Raw genomic sequence first — 18319 nt, forward strand, 5'->3', positions numbered from 1 at the left:
CCCGCATGTCCCTTGACCTGTCCCTGCCCGCTTCGGTGTGCATCCTGCGGCTCTCAGCCGTGGGCGACGTGTGCCACACGCTGCCGGTGGTGCGCAGCCTGCAGCATGCCTGGCCGGATACGCGTTTCACCTGGATCATCGGCAAGCTCGAAGCCACGCTGCTCGGGGATATACCCGGCATCGAGTTTATCATCTTCGACAAAAGCCTAGGCTGGAAAGCGACGCGGCAACTGCGACGCACACTGCAGACGCGCCGGTTCGATCTGCTGCTGCACATGCAATTGTCGCTGCGCGCGAGTGTCGCGAGCCGCGGGGCGCACGCGCCGATCCGGCTCGGCTTCGACCGCCAGCGCGCGCACGACTGGCAGTGGCTGTTCACCAACCGGCGTATTCCTTATATACCGCGCCAGCACGTCATGGACAGCCTGTTTGGTTTTGCCGAGACCTGCGGCGTCAAACAAAGGGTGTTGCGCTGGGACATTCCGCTGCCGCCCGAAGCCCAGGCCTTTGCGCAGCTGCAGATTCCAGATGGAACCCCGGCACTGATCATCAGCCCCTGCGCCAATGCACGCTTCCGCAATTTTCGCAACTGGCGTGCAGAGCGCTACGCTGAGGTCGCGGATTACGCTGCAAAGAAACTGGGTCTGCGGGTAATCCTCACCGGCGGACCGAGTGCGGCGGAACGCGAGTACGGCGCGCACATCGAAGCGCGCATGCGCAGCGCGCCGCTCAACCTTATCGGTCAGACCAATCTCAAACAGTTGCTGGCCCTGCTGCAACGCGCCGCAGTCCTGGTGGCGCCGGACTCAGGGCCGGCGCATATGGCCACGGCCGTCGGCACGCCGGTCATCGGCCTGTACGCCAGCACCAACCCGGATCGCGCGGCACCCTACTTCAGCCGGCGCTGGTGTGTGAACCGTTATCCGGATGCCATGCGGGAATTCAATCGTCAGGACGTCGCAACCGCGCGCTGGGGCACGCGTGTGCGCGATCCACGCGCCATGGATTTGATTACGGTTTCAGATGTAACGGAACAGCTTAACGGGCTTTTGAAAGCACGTGCGCGCGGTGAAATGCTTGCCGGGACGGCATACTAATTCTTTCTCGTACAGTACGTAACAAAAAAACCTGGTTCCGGCAGTCCGACAGCGGTACATAGGCGTGACTTACGTGGCTGAACTTCACAGACCCATCCCTGGTGTGTTGACCAGCCCGGATATCCTATCCGGGCGTGAAGCCGGAGCAAACAGCCACCGGCTGTTTGCAAAAAGCACCGGCTTCACCCTCACCCCTCACCCCTTACTTCTTTTACCCGCGGCAATTCCAGCACGGCTTCCAGGCCGCCTTGTGGATGATTGCGCAGCGTGAGGCTGCCGCCGTGCAGTGCGGCAATGTTGCGCGCGATGCCGAGTCCAAGGCCGTTGCCGCCGAGCTCGCGGCTGCGCGAGTCGTCCAGGCGGTAATACGGCTCGAATGCCTTTTCCAGCTGCACCTCCGGAATTCCCGGACCTGCATCGCGCACGCGGATGATCACGTCCGCCGCGCCTTCCTCCACGCGGATGTCCGCACGCTTGCCGTAGCGCACCGCGTTGCCCACCAGATTTTCGAGGCAGCGGCGCAGCGCCTGCGGCCGAGCGTCGAAGTCGCCGTGCACGCGGCCGCTGACCGTCACCGTCTGGCCGATTTCTTCCGCGTCGGCCTGCACGCTCTCCAGCAGCGCCATTAAATCCATGGGTTGCGGCGCTTCGCTCACGTCCAGCCCGCGCAGGAAATCCAGCGTGGCGTTGGTCAAGTGCTCCATGTCGTGCAGGTCATGGATGAATTTGCCCTTGAGCTTCTCGTCTTCGAGCAATTCCGCGCGCAGACGCATGCGCGTGATCGGGGTTTTCAGATCATGTGAAATGGCGGTGAGCAGGCGCGTGCGGTCCTCGATGTAACCTACGAGCCGGGTCTGCATATCGTTGAAGGCGCGGGCCGCATGCCGCACTTCCGTGGGGCCAGTTTCCGGCAGCGGCGGCCGGCGGATGTCGCGGCCGAGTTCACTGGCCGCGTGCGACAAGGACGACAGCGGGCGCGTCACCCAGCGCACGGCGATCAGCGACAACAGTATGATCGCGATCAGCAGCACCGCGATATCCGCAAGCAGCGGATACGGCCAGCCGGCGAGCTGCAGCGGCCGCAGATAATCCATGCGCAGCCAGGCGCCATCCGCCAGCTGTACCAAAGTAATGCTGCGGGTGCGGTAACCCACCTCGAAGGGAGCGGTACGGCTGGCGCGCGGCACCGGTACGTGCAGCATGTAACCGCGAACCGTGTGACCCGGCAATTGATGGCGGAGTCTTGCCTGAAAGTCGGCGGCATCTGCGTCCGGTGACAGAGCGCCCGGCGGATCGTCACCCTGCGGCGTGAGTGTGACCGTAAGTCGCGGACCGGTGAGAATGCGTACCACCTGCTCACGGTCTGCGACCGGAAGATTTTCCATCAATCGCACGGTATCCACATCGCGCTGCACGAATTGCTCGTCGCTGAACGTCACCAACGCCTGATCACGCTCGTGCAGACTGAGGTAGGCAGCGGCGATCTGTGCCACGATCAAGCCGATGACCAGCACCAGCACCAGCCGCCCGAACAGCGAACGCGGCCACAGGCGTTTCATCTTTCCACTTCCACGGGCAGCGCGAACACATAACCCTGGCCGCGCACCGCGCGCACGATGCCGGGTTCGCGGCCGTCGTCGCGCAACCGCTGACGCAGGCGGCTCACCTGCACGTCGAGACTGCGGTCGAACGGCAAATTGTGCTCGCGGCCGTGCAGCAATTCGGTAAGCCGGTCGCGCGACAGTACGGTGCCTGGATAGCGCAGGAAGACGCTCAGCAGCCGGTATTCGGCGCCCGACAAGGGCACAGCCACGCCGTCGGCGGTCTGCAATTGACGCGTAGCGGTGATCAGGCGCCAGCCGCCGAAGCGGAACGTGCGTACGTCCTCGACCGCCAGATCCTGCGGCAGGCTGCGGGCGCGCCGCAGCACGCTTTTGATGCGCGCCAGCAGTTCGCGCGGATTGAAGGGTTTGGCGAGATAATCGTCTGCGCCGGTTTCCAGACCCGCGATGCGATCACCCTGTTCGCCACGCGCGGTGAGCATGATGACCGGAAGATTGGAATGCAGCCGCAGTTTGCGGCACACGCTGATGCCGTCTTCACCGGGCAACATCACATCCAGCACCACGAGATCGAAATGTGCGTCCTCCATGGCCTGTTCCATGGCCGGCCCGTCGGCCACCGCGGTCACGCGCAAACCCTGGCGCGACAGAAACTCTTCCAGCAATGCGCGGATTTCGCTGTCGTCATCCACCACCAGGATATGGTCAGGCGTACTCATGTGTGCCGTAATCGCAGGATCAGGCGCTGCGATTGTAGCCCGCCACGGCACGCCCTCTTTGTATCAAAGTGTAACAAGCCGCATGCCGCCGCCTGTGCATGGGAAAATAGCCTGCCGGTGAGCTGAACTAATGCGCGTACCGGGCGTCACAGCTTCACCACCCTTGCCGGGTTTGCACATTCCGCGGATACCACTACGTCATGTCCTGGCTTCGAACCCTTGGTTATCTGTCCATGACCACGCTGCTGAGCACCTGCCTCGCGGGCGCGGCGCTGGCCGCAGCGGATACCGGCACCGGACCCGCGCCGCAGTTCTCGCATCCTTTCACACTGGTGGAACTCACCGACATGGCGCTCAGCAACAATCCGCAGACCAAACTCGCCTGGGCCGAGATCCGCGCAAGCCAGGCGGGCGTGGAGCTGGCGCGCGCCGGCTACTGGCCGCAGATCAGCGCCGATTACAGCATCACGCGCAGCCGCACGGTGAATTTCTCCGGTGCGTCCAACAGCGCCCAAACCCGCTATTCGCCGAGCATCAGCCTGAGTTATCTGCTGTGGGACTTCGGCAACCGTTCCGGCTCGCTGGATGCCGCCCAATATGCTTTGACGGCCGCCGAATTGAGCAACAACCAGACCATGCAGGACGTGATCCTCGCGGTCGAACAGGATTACTACCAGGTGCTCGGCCTGCAGGCGCTCGAACAGGCCGATGAATCAAGCGTTAAGGACGCGGAAACCAGCCTGGATGCCGCACAGCAAAACCAGAAATCCGGCCTGGCCACGGTCGGCGACCTGTACCAGACAGAAGCCGCACTCGCCGGCGCGCAGCTCGCCTTGCAAACCGCGCAGGGACAACTCGCCGTGGCAATGGGCACGCTGGCCGTGGAAGTTGGTCTGCCGGCCAACACCGGCATCACGCTCGCGCCCTGGGACAAAACCGTGACGCCAGTGATGCCTACGCAAACCATCGAAGAACTGCTGGCGCAGGCGCGCCAGGCACGTCCCGAATTGCTGGCCTCCAAGGCGAGCGAACAGGCGGCCATCGGCAATCTGGAAGCCACCAAAGCCCGCGGACTGCCGACGCTGGCCTTGAGTGCGTCTGCCGGGCAGACGCGCACTGCGAGCGCCGGTTTCAGCCAGACTGCGAACAATTACAGCGCCGGCCTGACGCTCAGCATCCCGCTGTTCGCCGGCTTTGGCGACGAGGCCGCCAACAAGCAGGCGCAAGCTGCGGTGGACATCAGCCAGGCCACCACGGCGCAGTTGCAACAGACGGTGGAACTGGAAGTGTGGCAGGCATATCAAAACCTGCATACCGCCGCGGTGACACTGCGCACCACCGAGGTGCAGCTCAAGAGCGCGCAGCAAGCAGAAGCCGTGGAAACCGCGCGATACCACATCGGCCTGGATCCCATACTGAATCTGCTGACCGCACAGACCACGCTCGCGAGCGCGCGCGTCCAACAAGTGCAGGCGCGCCTCAACTGGTTCACGGCGCTGGCCGCACTCGGCCACGCCATCGGCGGATTGAATGCGCCCAGCGAAACCGCGACTCCGGAGTCACCTTGAACAAGAAAGCCAGAATCCTGACTGTCGGCGGACTGATCGTCGCCATCCTCATCGTGCTCGTGGCCTGGCGCGTGGTCAGCTACTCGCACGCGGGACGCAACAAACTCGATGATGCCCCACTCACGGTCGACACCGCCATCGTCACCCGCAAGCCCATGCCGGTTCAGTTGCAGGCCGTGGGCCAGGTGCAGTCGGAACACACGGTGAACATCCAGCCGCAGGTAAGCGGCGTGCTCAAGCAGGTGTTCTTCACCGAGGGCCAGTACGTGCACAAGGGCCAGCGGTTGTTCCAGATTGATCCCGCGCCGTTTGCAGCCGCGCTGGCATCCGCCAAATCCGCATATATGACCGCCAAAGCCCAGGCCGACCGCGAAGCGCCGCTCGCGGCCAAGGATTACATCTCGCCCCAGGACTACCAGAGCGCCGTGGCCACCGCCACCCAGGCGCAGGCCGCGCTGCAGCAGGCCGAGATCAACCTTTCCTACACCAGCATCGTGTCGCCGATTGACGGCCTGACCGGCAACCTCGCGGTCAAAGCCGGCAATGTGGTGTCGCCTACCGGCACCACGCCGCTCGTGACCATCAACCAGATGAAACCTATCCTGGTGCAGTTCAACATTCCGCAGAACTTCCTGCCGCAGGTGCGCCAGTACGACAGCGGACGCGGCATCCAGGTGTTCATCACGCGCGAGGACGGCACCAGCGACCTCGGCCAGGGCAAGCTGGTATTCATCGACAACACCGTCAACACCAGCACCGGCACGGTGATGCTCAAGGCCGAGGTGCCCAACAAAAACGTGCAGCTCTGGCCCGGCCAGTATGTGGGCGTGACCATGCAACTCACGGTGCAACCGAATGCGGTGGTGATACCGAGCACCGCGATCCAGTCCAGCGAGCAAGGTAATTTCGTTTATAAAGTGGTCGATGACACCGCGGTGGTGCAGCTGGTCACCGTCAATCGCCAGATCGGCGACCTCGTGGTCATCAACTCGGGCCTGAACGGCGGCGAACGCGTGATCACGCGCGTATCCCGCAATCTGCGGCCCAACATGAAAGTGAAGCCCAACACCACAGCCGCACCTGCCGCCGGGGCGCCGGGCATAGCACTGCCATGAAAGCCAATCTCTCGGCGCCGTTCATCCACCGGCCGGTGATGACCACGGTCATCATGTCGGCGCTGCTGATTTTCGGATTGGTGGCCTACTTCACTCTGCCGATCAGCGAACTGCCAAATGTGGATTTCCCCACCATCCAGGTGCGCGCCAGCCTGCCCGGTGCCGATCCCAAAACCATGGCCTCGTCCGTGGCTACGCCGTTGGAGAAGCAGTTCACCACCATCGCCGGCCTGCAGTCCATGAATTCGACCAGCAGCACCGGCTCCACCGAAATCACCCTGCAATTCGATCTGTCGCGCAACATAGATGCCGCCGCCCAGGACGTGCAGACCGCGATTTCTCAAGCGACCCGCCAGTTGCCGAACAACATGCCGACGCCACCGACGCTGCGCAAGGTGAATCCAGCGGATTACTCAGTGGTGTACTTGGGCCTGACTGCAGAGCATGTGCCACTCACGCAACTGGACGAATACGCCGAAACCATCGTGGCTGAGCGCCTCTCCATGGTCCCGGGCGTGGCCCAGGTGAACGTGTTCGGCTCACACAAGTACGCCGTGCGCCTGTACATGAACCCCTACGCACTCGCCGCACGCAACCTGTCACTCAACCAGGTGGTCACGGCGGTGCAGAACGGTAATACCAATCTGCCCTCGGGCACCATGTATGGCGCTACCAGCACTTACACGGTGCAGGCCTCGGGACAACTGACCAACGCCAACGCCTACAACAAGTTGATCGTGGCCTATCAAAACGGCGCGCCGGTGCACCTCGACGACGTTGGCCAGGCGGTCAACAGCATCCAGCAGGACAAACAGGTCACGTATTTCTTTGACAACACCCAGGGCAACCATCAATTGCAGCCGGCTATCGTCCTTGGCGTGCAGCGGCAGCCTGGTTCCAATACCGTGCAGATCGCCCAGGATATCAGCAAGCTGCTGCCAGACCTGACGGCGAATGCACCGGGCGACGCCAGCCTGCATCTGATATATAGCCGCGGCACCTATATCAGCGCCTCGATTCACGAGGTCAAGTTCACGCTGATCCTGGCCATTTTCCTCGTGGTCATCGTGATCTTCGTGTTCCTGCGCAACATTCGCGCCACGGTGATCTCGGCACTGGCGCTGCCGACCTCCATCATCGGCACCTTCGCGGTCATGAAGGCGCTCGGCTTCAGCCTCGACAACCTCTCGCTCATGGCGCTGGTGCTGGCGGTGGGCTTCGTCGTGGACGACGCCATCGTCATGCTCGAGAACATCGTACGCTACCGTGAGAAGGGCGAACCCACGCTGCGCGCCGCGCTCATCGGCAGCAAGGAGATCGGCTTCACGGTGCTGTCCATGACGCTGTCGCTGGTGGCGGTGTTCCTGCCAATCCTGCTCATGGGCGGCCTGCTGGGGCGTCTGTTCCGCGAGTTCGCCATCACGGTATCGGTCGCCATCCTGATTTCGGGGCTGGTATCGCTCACGCTCACACCCATGTTGTGCAGCCGCTTCCTCAAGGAGAGCGGAACGCACGGCAAGCTCTACGCCACGCTGGAAAAGGCCTTTGACAAATCCCGCGACTGGTACGTGAAGACGCTCAGCTGGTCGGTGGACCACTGGCGCAGCATGCTGGTGGTGGCGGCGGCCATGCTGGTGCTCACCTTCTATTTCTTCGCGGTAGTGCCCAAGGGCTTCATTCCTTCGGAAGACACCGGCCAGGTGTTCATGAGCACCGAGGCGCCGAGCGGCATCACCTTTGACGAGCTCAAGGCTTTGCAGACGCGCGTTACCAAAATCGTGCAGCAGAATCCCGGCGTAGCGAGCGCCATGTCGAGTGCCGGCCAGGGCCACGGCGCTTCGGCGAGCAGCTACGGCGGCTGGGGTATGATCGGTTTGAAACCCGAGAGCGAGCGGCGCTACAGCGCCGACCAAATCATCCAGCAGTTGCGCAAGGCGGTGGCGCCGGTGCACGACATGCAGGTGTACTTCCAGAATCCGCCCGCCATTCGCATTGGAGGTTTCTCCGGCAACGGCGATTTCACCTATATATTGCAAGGCTTGGACGTGGATTCCCTGGACCAGGCGGCCACAAAATTCCTGCCCAAACTGCAGGCGGTGCCGGGTCTGCAGGACGTGGATAGCGATCTGGTGCTCAATAATCCGCAGATCAATATCAACATCCTGCGCAATACCGCCTCCACCCTCGGTGTGAATGCCACCGCCATCCAGTCCACGCTCTACAACGCTTACGGTGGCAACGAGATCAGCACCATCTTCGGTTCCAGCGACGAGTTTTACGTGATGATGCAGTTGGCGCCGCAATACCAATCAGACATACAGGCGCTGAATGCCTTGTACGTGCCCTCGGACACCGGCAATCTGGTGCCGCTGCGCACGGTCGCCGATCTCACGCCCGGCGTGGGTCCGACGCAGGTGGACCATTACCAGCAGCTGCCGTCGGTGGCCTTCTCCTTCAACCTCGCGCCGGGAGTGTCGCTGGGTGAGGCCGCAAGCCGCGTGCAACAACTTGCCGCGAGCGCTCTACCCTCCGACATCACCGGCGTGTTCGCCGGCAACGCCGCCACCTTCCAGGATTCCCTGGTGCAACTTCCGATCCTGCTGATCATCACCGTGCTGGTGATCTACATGGTGCTGGCGATCCTCTACGAGCACTTCATCCACCCGATCACCATTCTCACCGCCCTGCCGCTCGCCATGGTGGGCGCGCTGCTCACGCTCATCCTGTTCGGCCAGCAGCTCGACATCTTCAGCTTCGTGGGCCTCATCATGCTGGTGGGGCTGGTGAAAAAGAACGGCATCATCATGGTGGACTTCGCCATCCAGATGAAACGCGACCACAATCTGAACGCCCGGGATGCAGTCATCGAGGCCTGCAAGGTGCGCTTCCGGCCCATCATGATGACCACCTTTGCCGCAATTCTCGGTGTGCTGCCGATCGCGGTGAGCACCGGCATGGGCACCGAAGCGCGCCGGCCGCTTGGCATCGCCGTGGTCGGCGGCCTGATCTTCTCGCAGGCGCTGACGCTCTACATCACCCCAGCCTTCTACGTGGCCATGGAGCATCTGTCGGAAAAGCTCCGCGGCCCCTCGCATACGCATCCGCCGATCGCCAAACCGCAGGAAGGCGTTTGATTTATTGTGGGAGCGGCGATATTCGCCGCGATTCTTGCGCTTCCGAAAGCGCGATCGGAATATTGACTCCGGCAGGAGGGCAACATGAGCGATTCCACCAACGTAAAAATCAACGCCAGCCTGGATGGCTACGCCGTGCACCCCAAGGGCAAGGGTCCGTTTCCCGGTCTGGTGGTCATGATGGAAGCCTACGGCATCACCGGCCACATAAAGGGCGTATGCGAGCGGCTGGCGAAATCTGGCTTCGTGGCCGTGGCACCGGATATCTTCCACGGCGAAGTCATCAGCTACACCGACACCGCCAGGATCATGGCGAAGATTCCGACGCTCAGTGACGCGCAGATACTGCAGGAAATCGGCGCAACCCTCGATTGGCTCAGCGCACAGAAGAACGTCAACCAGGACCGGCTCGGCACCATCGGCTTCTGCATGGGCGGCCGCCATGCCTTCCTGGCCAACTGTCGCTACCCGGACCGAGTCAAGGCGGCGGTGGGATTCTACGGCGGCGGCATCGCGGCGGAAGGTCCGAAAGATCGTTTCGGCCGCACTCCGCCAATTGGCGAGGCCGACAGAATGCAGGCACCGGTGTTTCTGGGCTACGGCGCCGACGACACCGGCATCCCGCCCGTGGAACACGCGCGCATCGCGGAGAAACTTTCCTCACTCAAAAAACGCTACACGCTCGCGGTGTATCCCGGCGCCGGTCACGCATTCCTGTGCGAGGAACGCGTCAACTATGCCCCGGCCGCAGCCGCGCGCGCCTGGTCGGAAGCTCTGGAATTTCTGCGTGTGGAACTCAAAAGCTGAAACAGCGGCACTGCTCAGGCGATACACTCGCTGAGCGGCCGCAAACTGTGGAAGTGATTGCCGATTACGCTGCGGGCGGCGTGGTGTACGACGCAGCCGAAGGCGGCGGCCCGGATGTTGGCGCAGATGGCGGAGGCGGCGCTGAGCCGGGCGGGGGCGGGGGTGGCACATAGGACGGCGCCGCATATCCCGGTATCTGATTGCCCTTGGCGTACATGCACTGCGCGTAGACGATGTTGTAGCGCCGCTGCAATCCATAAGTAGTCTCGCCGGCGGCGCCCGCGCCCGCGGCGGTCCCGAACAGCAATCCGGTGGCGGCGCCCGCGCCCGCGGCACTGCTGTTACCGCCCAGCAATGCACCCGCGGCGGCACCGATGGCCGCGCCCGCCACTGCGCCTCCCGCGACCTGATCACCTGCGACCTTGTTCGGATTCACGCCGAGTGCCTGCTGCGCGTATTGCTGGCACACGTAGTTGTCGCGCTGGAATACCTCGAAGGGCATCCCGGGCGCCGGCATCACGGCGATGGTCGGGCCCACCGGCATTTGTGCACAGCCTGCAATCGCTGCGGCCACAGCGGCGGCAAGCACACTTTTATGTATCAGCATGGAGAGCTCCTTTTATGATCCAGGGTGATTGGCCGCAGCCGGCGGCGTCACGGGTACAGGCTGCCAGCCGCCCGGACATTCCGCGACATAGGGATAGTAGGCTTTGGAAGCGGCACAGTAATACCAGTATTGTGCAGGTGCGGGACCGGGCGTGGCCGGCGTGGTGTTGATTACCACGGGTGGAACGTAGGGATTGGGATAGGGATAAACCGGCCCCGGGTAGTAGTACCAAGACGGCCCCACCACCCACCACCAGCCAAAACGCGGACCGTACCAGCCGTGATTCCAATGGCCGCCCGCCCAGACATGCACCGGATAGCGCGCAGGATAGCCGCCGCGCACGCCGATACCTACACGAACATGAACTTGGGGCGCCGCCTGCACCGGCAACGCCGGCAACATCATGAGCCCGGCTGCCAATGCACCGCTCCACGCCAACACCTGGATTCTGCCCATACACGCCTCCTGGCCGTCACCTGCCAGTCACACGAATGCGCAGCCGAGAGCCGTGCTGCCAAACAAGTCTAACGGATGACAGGCCCGGACGTTTACGCGCCCTGCCCGCCTGCTGCTTGGACCACGGGCCGGCCCGCGAGTTTCGCCGCGCCGGCTACGTACTAAGAGCACCAACAAAAGGACGGTTCGTGACAAATCCCCCTGCGCGCAGAGCGCGCTCCCCCCTTTATCAAAGGGGGGTCAAGGGGGGATTTCATGTGCGCCGGACTCACCCCCTCACGCTTTGTTCAACGCTCTGAAGAATCTTGCGGGACTTTTCTTATGCCTTCCGCTGGAAGACATTCGGGTACTGGGCGACATACGACAACAAAATCACCGGTACGCCGCGGAATCTGTCCTCCCGAAAGCGGGATCTGCTCACGGCCCTGCCCCTCACTCCCGCGTCGTCCGCAAGAGCGAGGGGCAAGGCCGGACGAGCCCGGATTCAGGGCTTGAGATAAATCGCCGGCAGACTGAGCGCCTGAATTTTGGCATTCAACGCCGGCAGCGCACCGGTTTTCACTGACTGCCAGTGCGCCAACTGCGTGTCGGTTTGCGCCTTCAGCTCCTCGTACACCGCCTGATCCTGGGCGGTGGGCCGTGAATTGCTGAACTCCACGCTGGTCAGCAGCGCCGCCAGCTTGTTGTTCAGGCGGATCGGATAATTCAGCACGTCTTCGCTGGCGTGGGCCTTGCTCTGGATGAGGGCATCTTCGATGGCGGTCAACTCAGCGAGCAGCGGCTGGGCATCCTCGCCGAGTGCCTTGGCCTGCGGCGACTTGGCGTAACGGCTCTCCACGTCGTTGATCTGCGAGCGCAGACTGCGCAGGCCGTTGATGGCCTTATTGGTCGCATCGAACTCGGCGTAAATCTGCATGAGCAGTGCCTGGCGCGCGGTCAGATCATCCGCGCTCATTTTCGAGCGTGGATCATTCAACACCGTGAGCGGCTGGCTGTAGGTCTGGCCGGCCACCGTGAGTTTCACCGTGTAGCTGCCCGGCAGCACGCGCGGGCCGCGCTGGCTGCCGAACCACAGCACTGCATCGGACACGTGCGTCACGTCGGGATAACTCAGGTTCCAGGCGAAGCGGTTCATGCCGGCCTTGTCCGGCAACTGGCCGGGTTGTGGCTTGCCGCTGGTGTGGAAGTCCGGCTCCGCTTTTACCGGCTCGCCGCTGGCGTTGGTCTTGCTGGTGTACTCGCGGATGAGTTTGCCGCCCGCGTCGTAGAAGGCGAGCTTGATCTCCTGGCCCGCGGCCGGCGCGGATTCCAGATTGTAGTAAATCACCGCGCCGTTGGGCGGATTCTGGCCTTCACCACCGCCGCCAAAACCGAAGCCGCCGTTCAACAGGTAAGCGTGCGCCGGCGCAAACACATGCGTCGCGCCTTTCTGAACGGACGCAAGCTGGCGCAAATAGCCGAGATCGTCCAGCGCCCAGAAGGCGCGCCCGTGAGTGGCAAGCACCAGCGTGCTCTCGCGCGGCTGGATGGTCATGTCCGAGACCTGCACCGCCGGCAGATTCAGTTGCAGCGATTGCCAGCGCGCGCCACCGTCGAACGATACGTAGGCGCCGCGCTGAGTGCCGGCGAACAGCAGGTTGGGATCCTGCGTGTCCTGGCGAACGGTAAACGTCGGTTCGTCCGCCGGAATGCCGTCGTCAATCGCCGTCCAGCTTTGGCCGTAATTCGTGGTCCTGAACAGATACGGATGGAAATCATCCTGCCGATAACGATAGGCGGCGAGATACACCGTGCCCGCATCGAAGTGCGAGGGCTCGATGATGGCCACCGTGCTCCATTCGGGCAGTCCCTTGGGCGTGACGTTCTGCCAGTGCGCGCCGTCGTCGGTGGACACGTGCACCAGGCCGTCGTCGGAGCCGGCCCACAGCACGCCCGCCTTCACCGGCGATTCCGCCAGCGCGAACACCGTGTCGTAGTACTCGACCGAGGTATTGTCCTTGGTAAGCGGGCCGCCCGCGGCGATCTGTTTGGCCTTGTCGTTGCGCGTGAGATCGGGGCTGATCTGCTGCCAGCTCATGCCGTCGTCGCGGCTGCGGAACACATATTGCGAACCGACATAAATAGTATGCGGCTCAATGGCCGGCACGAGAATCGGATAGGTCCATTGGAAGCGCTGTTTGAGGTCGGCCGCGGCGTGTCCCATGGGATTGTCCGGCCAGGGATCCAAGAGCCGCGACTGCCGCGTGCACTTGTCGAGTCGCTCGAGCAGGCCGCTGTAACCCCCGCCATATACCACGCAGGGATTTGCGGGATCGGGCACGATCCAGCCGCTTTCGCCGCCGGCCGACGGCTGCCAGTCGCTCGGGCCGATGCCGCCACCCTCGCCGCGGTTGGCGATGTCAATGCTGGAGTTGTCCTGTTGGGCGCCGTAGATATGGAACGGGAATTCATTGTCCACGGTGACGTGGTAAATCTGCGCGGTGGGCTGGTTGTCCTCGCTGCTCCAGCTCTTGCCGCCGTCGTAGCTCACGGTCGCGCCACCGTCATTGCCTTCCACCATGATCTGCGGATGCTGCGGATTGATCCACATTACATGATTGTCGCCGTGCGGCGTGTCCAGCGGCGTGAAGCTCGCACCGCCGTCCACCGACTTGAACAGGCCGTCCACTTGCGGCGCGTACACCACGTCGGCATTCTTGGGATCGGCGTAGATGCGCATGTAGTACCAAGCGCGCTGCGTCAGTTCCGCGCCGTGGAACTGCCGCTGCCAGGTCGCGCCGCCGTTGTCCGAGCGGAATACGCCACCCTCCTTGGCTTCGATGAGGGCGTAAATGCGGTTGGGATCGGCGCCGGATACCGACACGCCGATCTTGCCGAGGATGCCGGTCGGCAGGCCGGGGCTCGTGGAAATATTCTTCCAGGTTGCGCCGCCGTCGGTGGATTTGTACAGGCCGCTGCCCGCGCCGCCGCTTGAGAACGTCCACGGGCGCCGGTACGTCTGCCACATCGAGGCAAACAGGATGCGCGGATTGTGCGCATCGATGGCAATGTCCGCGCCGCCGGTTTCATCGTTCACGTACAGGACTTTCTTCCAGGTCTGGCCGCCGTCGATGGACTTGAATATGCCACGCTCCGGATTGGGGCCGAACACGTGGCCCAGCGCCGCGACGTACACGGTGTTCGCGTCGCGCGGATCCACCGCGATCTCGCTGATCACGTGGGTGTTCTCCAGCCCGATGTGCTCCCAGGTCTTGCCGGCGTCGGTGGATTTATACATGCCGTCGCCGGTGATCATGTCGCCGCGGATGAAGGACTCGCCCATGCCGGCGTAAATGACGTTGGCGTCCGAAGGCGCGACTGCGAGCGCGCCGACCGGCGCGGTCTTGAAGAACTTGTCGGACACGTTGTGCCAGGAAATTCCGCCGTCGGTGGTTTTCCACAGCCCGCCGCCGGTGGCGCCGAAGTAAAACGTTTGCTCCGCGCTCGCCACGCCTGCCACCGCCACCGAACGGCCGCCGCGGAACGGCCCGATCAGCCGCCATTGGAGAACGCTCAGATAGGGATCGACCTTGGGTGCCGGTGCCGCCGCATAGGCCGGAGCCAGCAGCAGCAGAATCAACAGCGGTAACAGCAAGCGGCGGGGCTGGCGCATGATGGTTCTCCAAACCGGCAACAAGGCCGGACAGCGAATGGGGATTGCGGAATCGGGGTGATACCCGAGCGGCGGCTAACTTAGCACAGATGCACGCCGGGGATATGGCCAAGGGAGACTATGTCTGCACACGCACCGGCTGGTCACCGGCATGGGAATGGTGTTACCGGGTAAGCGTGCGCGGCTGCCGCGTCCACGCCGGACCGCCCCGGGATCCGCAGGCTCAAATAATGCGGTTGAGACTCAAACGCACCAGCCGCTCCTGCAGGGCGGGCGCATCTTCGTTTAGCAGGTGGTCGGCCGCGCGGCTCCAGCCGAGCAACATGATCGCGGTCTTTTCGTTCACCAGCAGCAGGTCGCCGGCCTGGTCCGTGGGCACTTCCCAGCCGGGCGCTGCCAGCACCGCGCGCGCTTGCACCGGATGGTTGAGCAGGCGGCCGCAAAGTTCGGACAGCAGATGTGCGCCCTGTTCGACCTCCCCGGCGACATCCGGCAGGTTCAGTCCATCCTGGAATTCCAGTGTGCGGCCGTGCAAGCGTACGACGTTCAAGTTCCGCTTGGGTCTGCGCGCCACGGTGCGGATGACAAACAGGCCGCGCGGTCCCACCACGACGTGCTCGAAACGTTGCTTGCCCAGCGCCACATCGTGAAACACACGGTGTCCCTGCATCGCCAGCCGGTCGAGCGCGGCGCCGATGGCAACGTCAGCACGCGCTGCAAAGCGACAGACGTGCCAGCGCCGGAACCCACGCACCACAAACACCGCCCACACGACGATCAACACGCAGGCAATGATGAATGTCACCCACATCAGTACCGTGCCGACGCCCGGCTTGGCCAGCAGGGCGAGCGCCACGAATCCGCCCACCGCAGCGCAGGCGGCTGCGCCGAGCAGCAGCATGTTGCGCGCAGCGCGCGCCAGGTTTTCCCGTGCCAGCTCGCCGGCAGCGTTCAGCACCAGACCGCCAAACCCAAGCTGGAAACGCAGCAGCGGCGCAACGCGCACCAGCGCCTGCAACAGGAGCCAGCAGAGCACACCGCTCAACACACCGCCGGTAATCGCATTCAACAGATGGGAGACCTGCATAAGCTCTTTGTTATTGGTTGGGATGCGAAAATTCTAGCCGATTCGCGCGCCGTTTCGGATTTACAGTCCAGATTGTTACGACCAGTCATTTTATGTCGCACTGAAACTTGGCTCAGCTTTCCAGGATGACGCCCGCATCACTGTTCATGGCGCACACGGGCATGTGCTTGGAATTGCGTGCAAAGCCCGCGTGCCCTTCGCCATCCATCAGGATTAATCCGGCTTCGCCCCGGGTTTTCTCCTTGAAATACGCGAGCGCCTTGCGCGCGGCGGCCGCGGCATCCATGCCTTGTTCACATAGATAGGCGGCATGACGCGCCAGCGTAGTGCGCATGATGTCTTCGCCCAGACCCGTGCAGGACACCGCGGCATGCCCATCGGCGTAGGTGCCGCAACCGATGAGCGGAGAATCGCCCACGCGTCCTGGCAATTTGTCGAACACCCCGCCGGTAGAAGTAGCCGCGGCCAGATGTCCATGTACATCGAGCGCCACCGCACCGACAGTGCCGTGCTCCTTTTCCCAGTGCTCGCGCTGCGCCGGCACCACGAGGTCCTGCGGATCGCAGAGTTCAATGCCGTGCTGTAGGGCAAAGCGCTGCGCGCCCTCACCCATCAGCAACACGTGCGGGCTTGCCTCCATCACCGCACGCGCGAGCCTCACCGGATTGCGCACGCCGCTGACCGCAGCCACCGCGCCCGCCCTGAGTGTGGCGCCGTCCATGACCGCGGCGTCGGTTTCCACGCGCCCGTCGCGATTCAGGGTGGAGCCCCGCCCGGCGTTGAACAGCGGATTGTTTTCCAGTTCCACCACGGCCGCCTGCACCGCATCCAGCACACGGCCGTTGCCTTTCAGCACTGCGTAACCGGCTTCGGCCGCCGCGCGGCAACCCGCCAGGCGAGCGGGTATGCCCGCCGGGTCAATTTCACCTGCGCCGCCGTGGACAATGATGGCGAAGCTCATGCAGAGGATTCCTTGTCGGCTGAGTAATCCGAAGTGATCTCTATGTTGGAACGGCGATGCTGTGGGAGCGACGGTCCCGTGGGAGCGGTCGTCCCGACCGCGATAATTCTCGGAATCACGGCGAGTATCGCCGCTCCAACAATATCCGGATCATTCACCCTTGAAGATTTTCACTGTCACATGCCCGCGCGTGTCTATCCAGCCGCGGTACATGCCGGTGGTGTTGAACGCGGTCACGATGTTGCCCTTGCGGTCCAGCGCGATCAGGCCGCCGGAATTCTTGCCGCCGAATTTCACCAGCTTGTCGTAGATTTCGTAGTCCACGGCCTGCTTGAGCGACCAGCCCTTGTATTCCATGAGATCGGACACGTCCTTGGTGAGATTCAGGCGCATGTAAAGCTCACCGGTGCCGGTGCCGGACTCGCCGCAGGTGAGATTGTTGGCGTAGGTGCCGTCGCCCACGATGGGCGAATCGCCCACGCGCCCGTCCATCTTGTTGGTGAGCCCGCCCGTCGAGGTGCCCGCGGCGATGTTGCCGTAACGATCCAGCGCGACCGCGCCCACGGTACCGAAGCCGTGTGCCGTGGTGCCGGGATATTGCTCCTGCACCGCAGCGGTTTTGTCGCCTTCCTTCTTGAGAGCGCGCTGCAGCTCATCCCAGCGCTGTTTGGTATAGAAGTAACTTGCCGGCATCAATTCCATGCCCTGACTCAGCGCGAACTTTTCTGCGCCATCCGCCACCAGCAGCACGTGCGGCGTCTTCTCCATCACCAAGCGCGCGAGCGCGATGGGATTCTTGATGTGTTGCACGTCGGCCACCGCGCCGGCCCTGAGCGTGGCGCCGTCCATGATGGCGGCGTCCATCTCGTTCTTGCCGTCGTGGGTGAACACCGCGCCCTTGCCGGCGTTGAACAGCGGCGAGTTCTCCATGATCTCGATGGCCGCCTGCACCGCATCGAGACTCGTGCCACCCTTCTTGAGCACGCCGTAGCCCGTGTCCAGCGCCTTGCGCAGCATGAAGCGGTATTCGGTCTCGAGCGCCGGCGTCATGTCCTTGGGACTGATGGTGCCGGCGCCACCGTGAATCACGATGGCGATGGGATGGTTGTTGGGTGCGGGCGCACTCGCGGCCCACACCGCGCTGGTGCACAGCGCCGCCAGCAAGACCAGACTCAGGCTCAGGATGCGCATGGCGGGGATCCTCATGTTCCGGGGAATGTAACATCCTAAGACAATCCGTGCGGCTGCGCCGCAGCCTTTATCAAGATAGCGGGATTCCGTCCCGCAACCGGGTGACTTTCTTTGGACGTGCAAAGAAAGTCACCAAAGAAACACGCCCCGGGGATTCCGCGCCTGGCTGAAACCGCATGGAGGGACCATCCGGTTTCCGCCGCGTTCCCTCGCGACTCGCGTCCTCGGGGCCGCGCTCACGGCACCTCCCTGTGCCGGTCGCGCGGTCGGGGCGCTCCTTCGCCCCGACCTGCTTCGCAGGCTCTTCCCTGCGGGCGCTGCGCGCTCGGCGCAATCCACGGGGGCCTGAAGAGCAAGAGGCAC

Annotated in this window: 13 protein-coding genes; 5 read left to right on the top strand and 8 right to left on the bottom strand. The window is 63.3% G+C overall.

The genetic code is table 11. From position 1 onward, the window contains the following. Window positions 1–5: 5 nt before the first annotated feature. Window positions 6–1097, top strand: a complete 1092-nt coding sequence (locus tag VJR90_07790) for a glycosyltransferase family 9 protein (protein ID HKV97369.1) — start codon at window positions 6–8, stop codon at window positions 1095–1097. A 188-nt stretch (window positions 1098–1285) separates the two neighbouring features. Here VJR90_07790 and VJR90_07795 read toward each other — a convergent pair whose 3' ends face one another. Next, the gene (locus VJR90_07795; protein HKV97370.1) at window positions 1286–2656 is read right to left on the bottom strand and encodes an ATP-binding protein; all 1371 of its coding nucleotides are present in this window, start codon (window positions 2654–2656) and stop codon (window positions 1286–1288) included. Further along, a complete protein-coding gene (locus VJR90_07800) occupies window positions 2653–3378 on the bottom strand; it encodes a response regulator (protein HKV97371.1) in 726 nt (241 codons plus the stop codon). Before VJR90_07800 ends, VJR90_07795 begins: the two co-directional genes overlap by 4 nt. Before the next feature lie 200 nt (window positions 3379–3578). On the opposite strand from VJR90_07800, the gene VJR90_07805 reads away from it, so the two are divergent. The 4 genes from VJR90_07805 (at window position 3579) to VJR90_07820 (ending at window position 10002) form a co-directional block, all read left to right on the top strand. Next, entirely contained in the window at window positions 3579–4946 is a 1368-nt protein-coding gene (locus VJR90_07805) for a TolC family protein (protein ID HKV97372.1), read from the top strand. Continuing rightward, window positions 4943–6061 carry an efflux RND transporter periplasmic adaptor subunit gene (locus VJR90_07810; GenBank protein ID HKV97373.1) on the top strand — a complete coding sequence of 373 codons (1119 nt, stop codon included), beginning with the start codon at window positions 4943–4945 and terminating at the stop codon, window positions 6059–6061. Before VJR90_07805 ends, VJR90_07810 begins: the two co-directional genes overlap by 4 nt. Then, on the top strand, window positions 6058–9195 hold the full coding sequence (locus tag VJR90_07815; GenBank protein ID HKV97374.1) for an efflux RND transporter permease subunit: 3138 nt from the start codon (window positions 6058–6060) through the stop codon (window positions 9193–9195). Before VJR90_07810 ends, VJR90_07815 begins: the two co-directional genes overlap by 4 nt. A gap of 84 nt (window positions 9196–9279) precedes the next feature. Next, complete coding sequence (locus VJR90_07820; protein ID HKV97375.1) at window positions 9280–10002, top strand: dienelactone hydrolase family protein; 723 nt, start codon at window positions 9280–9282, stop codon at window positions 10000–10002. Between the two features lie 64 nt (window positions 10003–10066). Here the strand turns inward: VJR90_07820 and VJR90_07825 are convergent, their stop codons facing one another. The 6 genes from VJR90_07825 to VJR90_07850 form a co-directional block, all read right to left on the bottom strand. Then, entirely contained in the window at window positions 10067–10609 is a 543-nt protein-coding gene (locus VJR90_07825; protein HKV97376.1) for a hypothetical protein, read from the bottom strand. A gap of 12 nt (window positions 10610–10621) precedes the next feature. Beyond that, window positions 10622–11065 (bottom strand): hypothetical protein, encoded by a 444-nt coding sequence (locus VJR90_07830; protein ID HKV97377.1) that lies wholly within the window; start codon window positions 11063–11065, stop codon window positions 10622–10624. 484 nt (window positions 11066–11549) lie between these two features. Continuing rightward, window positions 11550–14717, bottom strand: a complete 3168-nt coding sequence (locus tag VJR90_07835) for a glycosyl hydrolase (GenBank protein HKV97378.1) — start codon at window positions 14715–14717, stop codon at window positions 11550–11552. A 223-nt stretch (window positions 14718–14940) separates the two neighbouring features. Beyond that, window positions 14941–15804, bottom strand: coding sequence for a hypothetical protein (locus VJR90_07840; protein ID HKV97379.1), 864 nt, complete (start codon window positions 15802–15804; stop codon window positions 14941–14943). A 112-nt stretch (window positions 15805–15916) separates the two neighbouring features. Beyond that, on the bottom strand, window positions 15917–16765 hold the full coding sequence (locus tag VJR90_07845) for an isoaspartyl peptidase/L-asparaginase (protein HKV97380.1): 849 nt from the start codon (window positions 16763–16765) through the stop codon (window positions 15917–15919). Between the two features lie 150 nt (window positions 16766–16915). After that, window positions 16916–17956: an isoaspartyl peptidase/L-asparaginase gene (locus VJR90_07850; protein HKV97381.1), complete on the bottom strand. Its 1041-nt coding sequence runs from the start codon at window positions 17954–17956 to the stop codon at window positions 16916–16918. Window positions 17957–18319 lie beyond the last annotated feature (363 nt).

The organism is Gammaproteobacteria bacterium, assembly GCA_035279405.1.
In the GTDB taxonomy this organism is placed as follows: Bacteria; Pseudomonadota; Gammaproteobacteria; order Natronospirales; family REEB76; genus REEB76.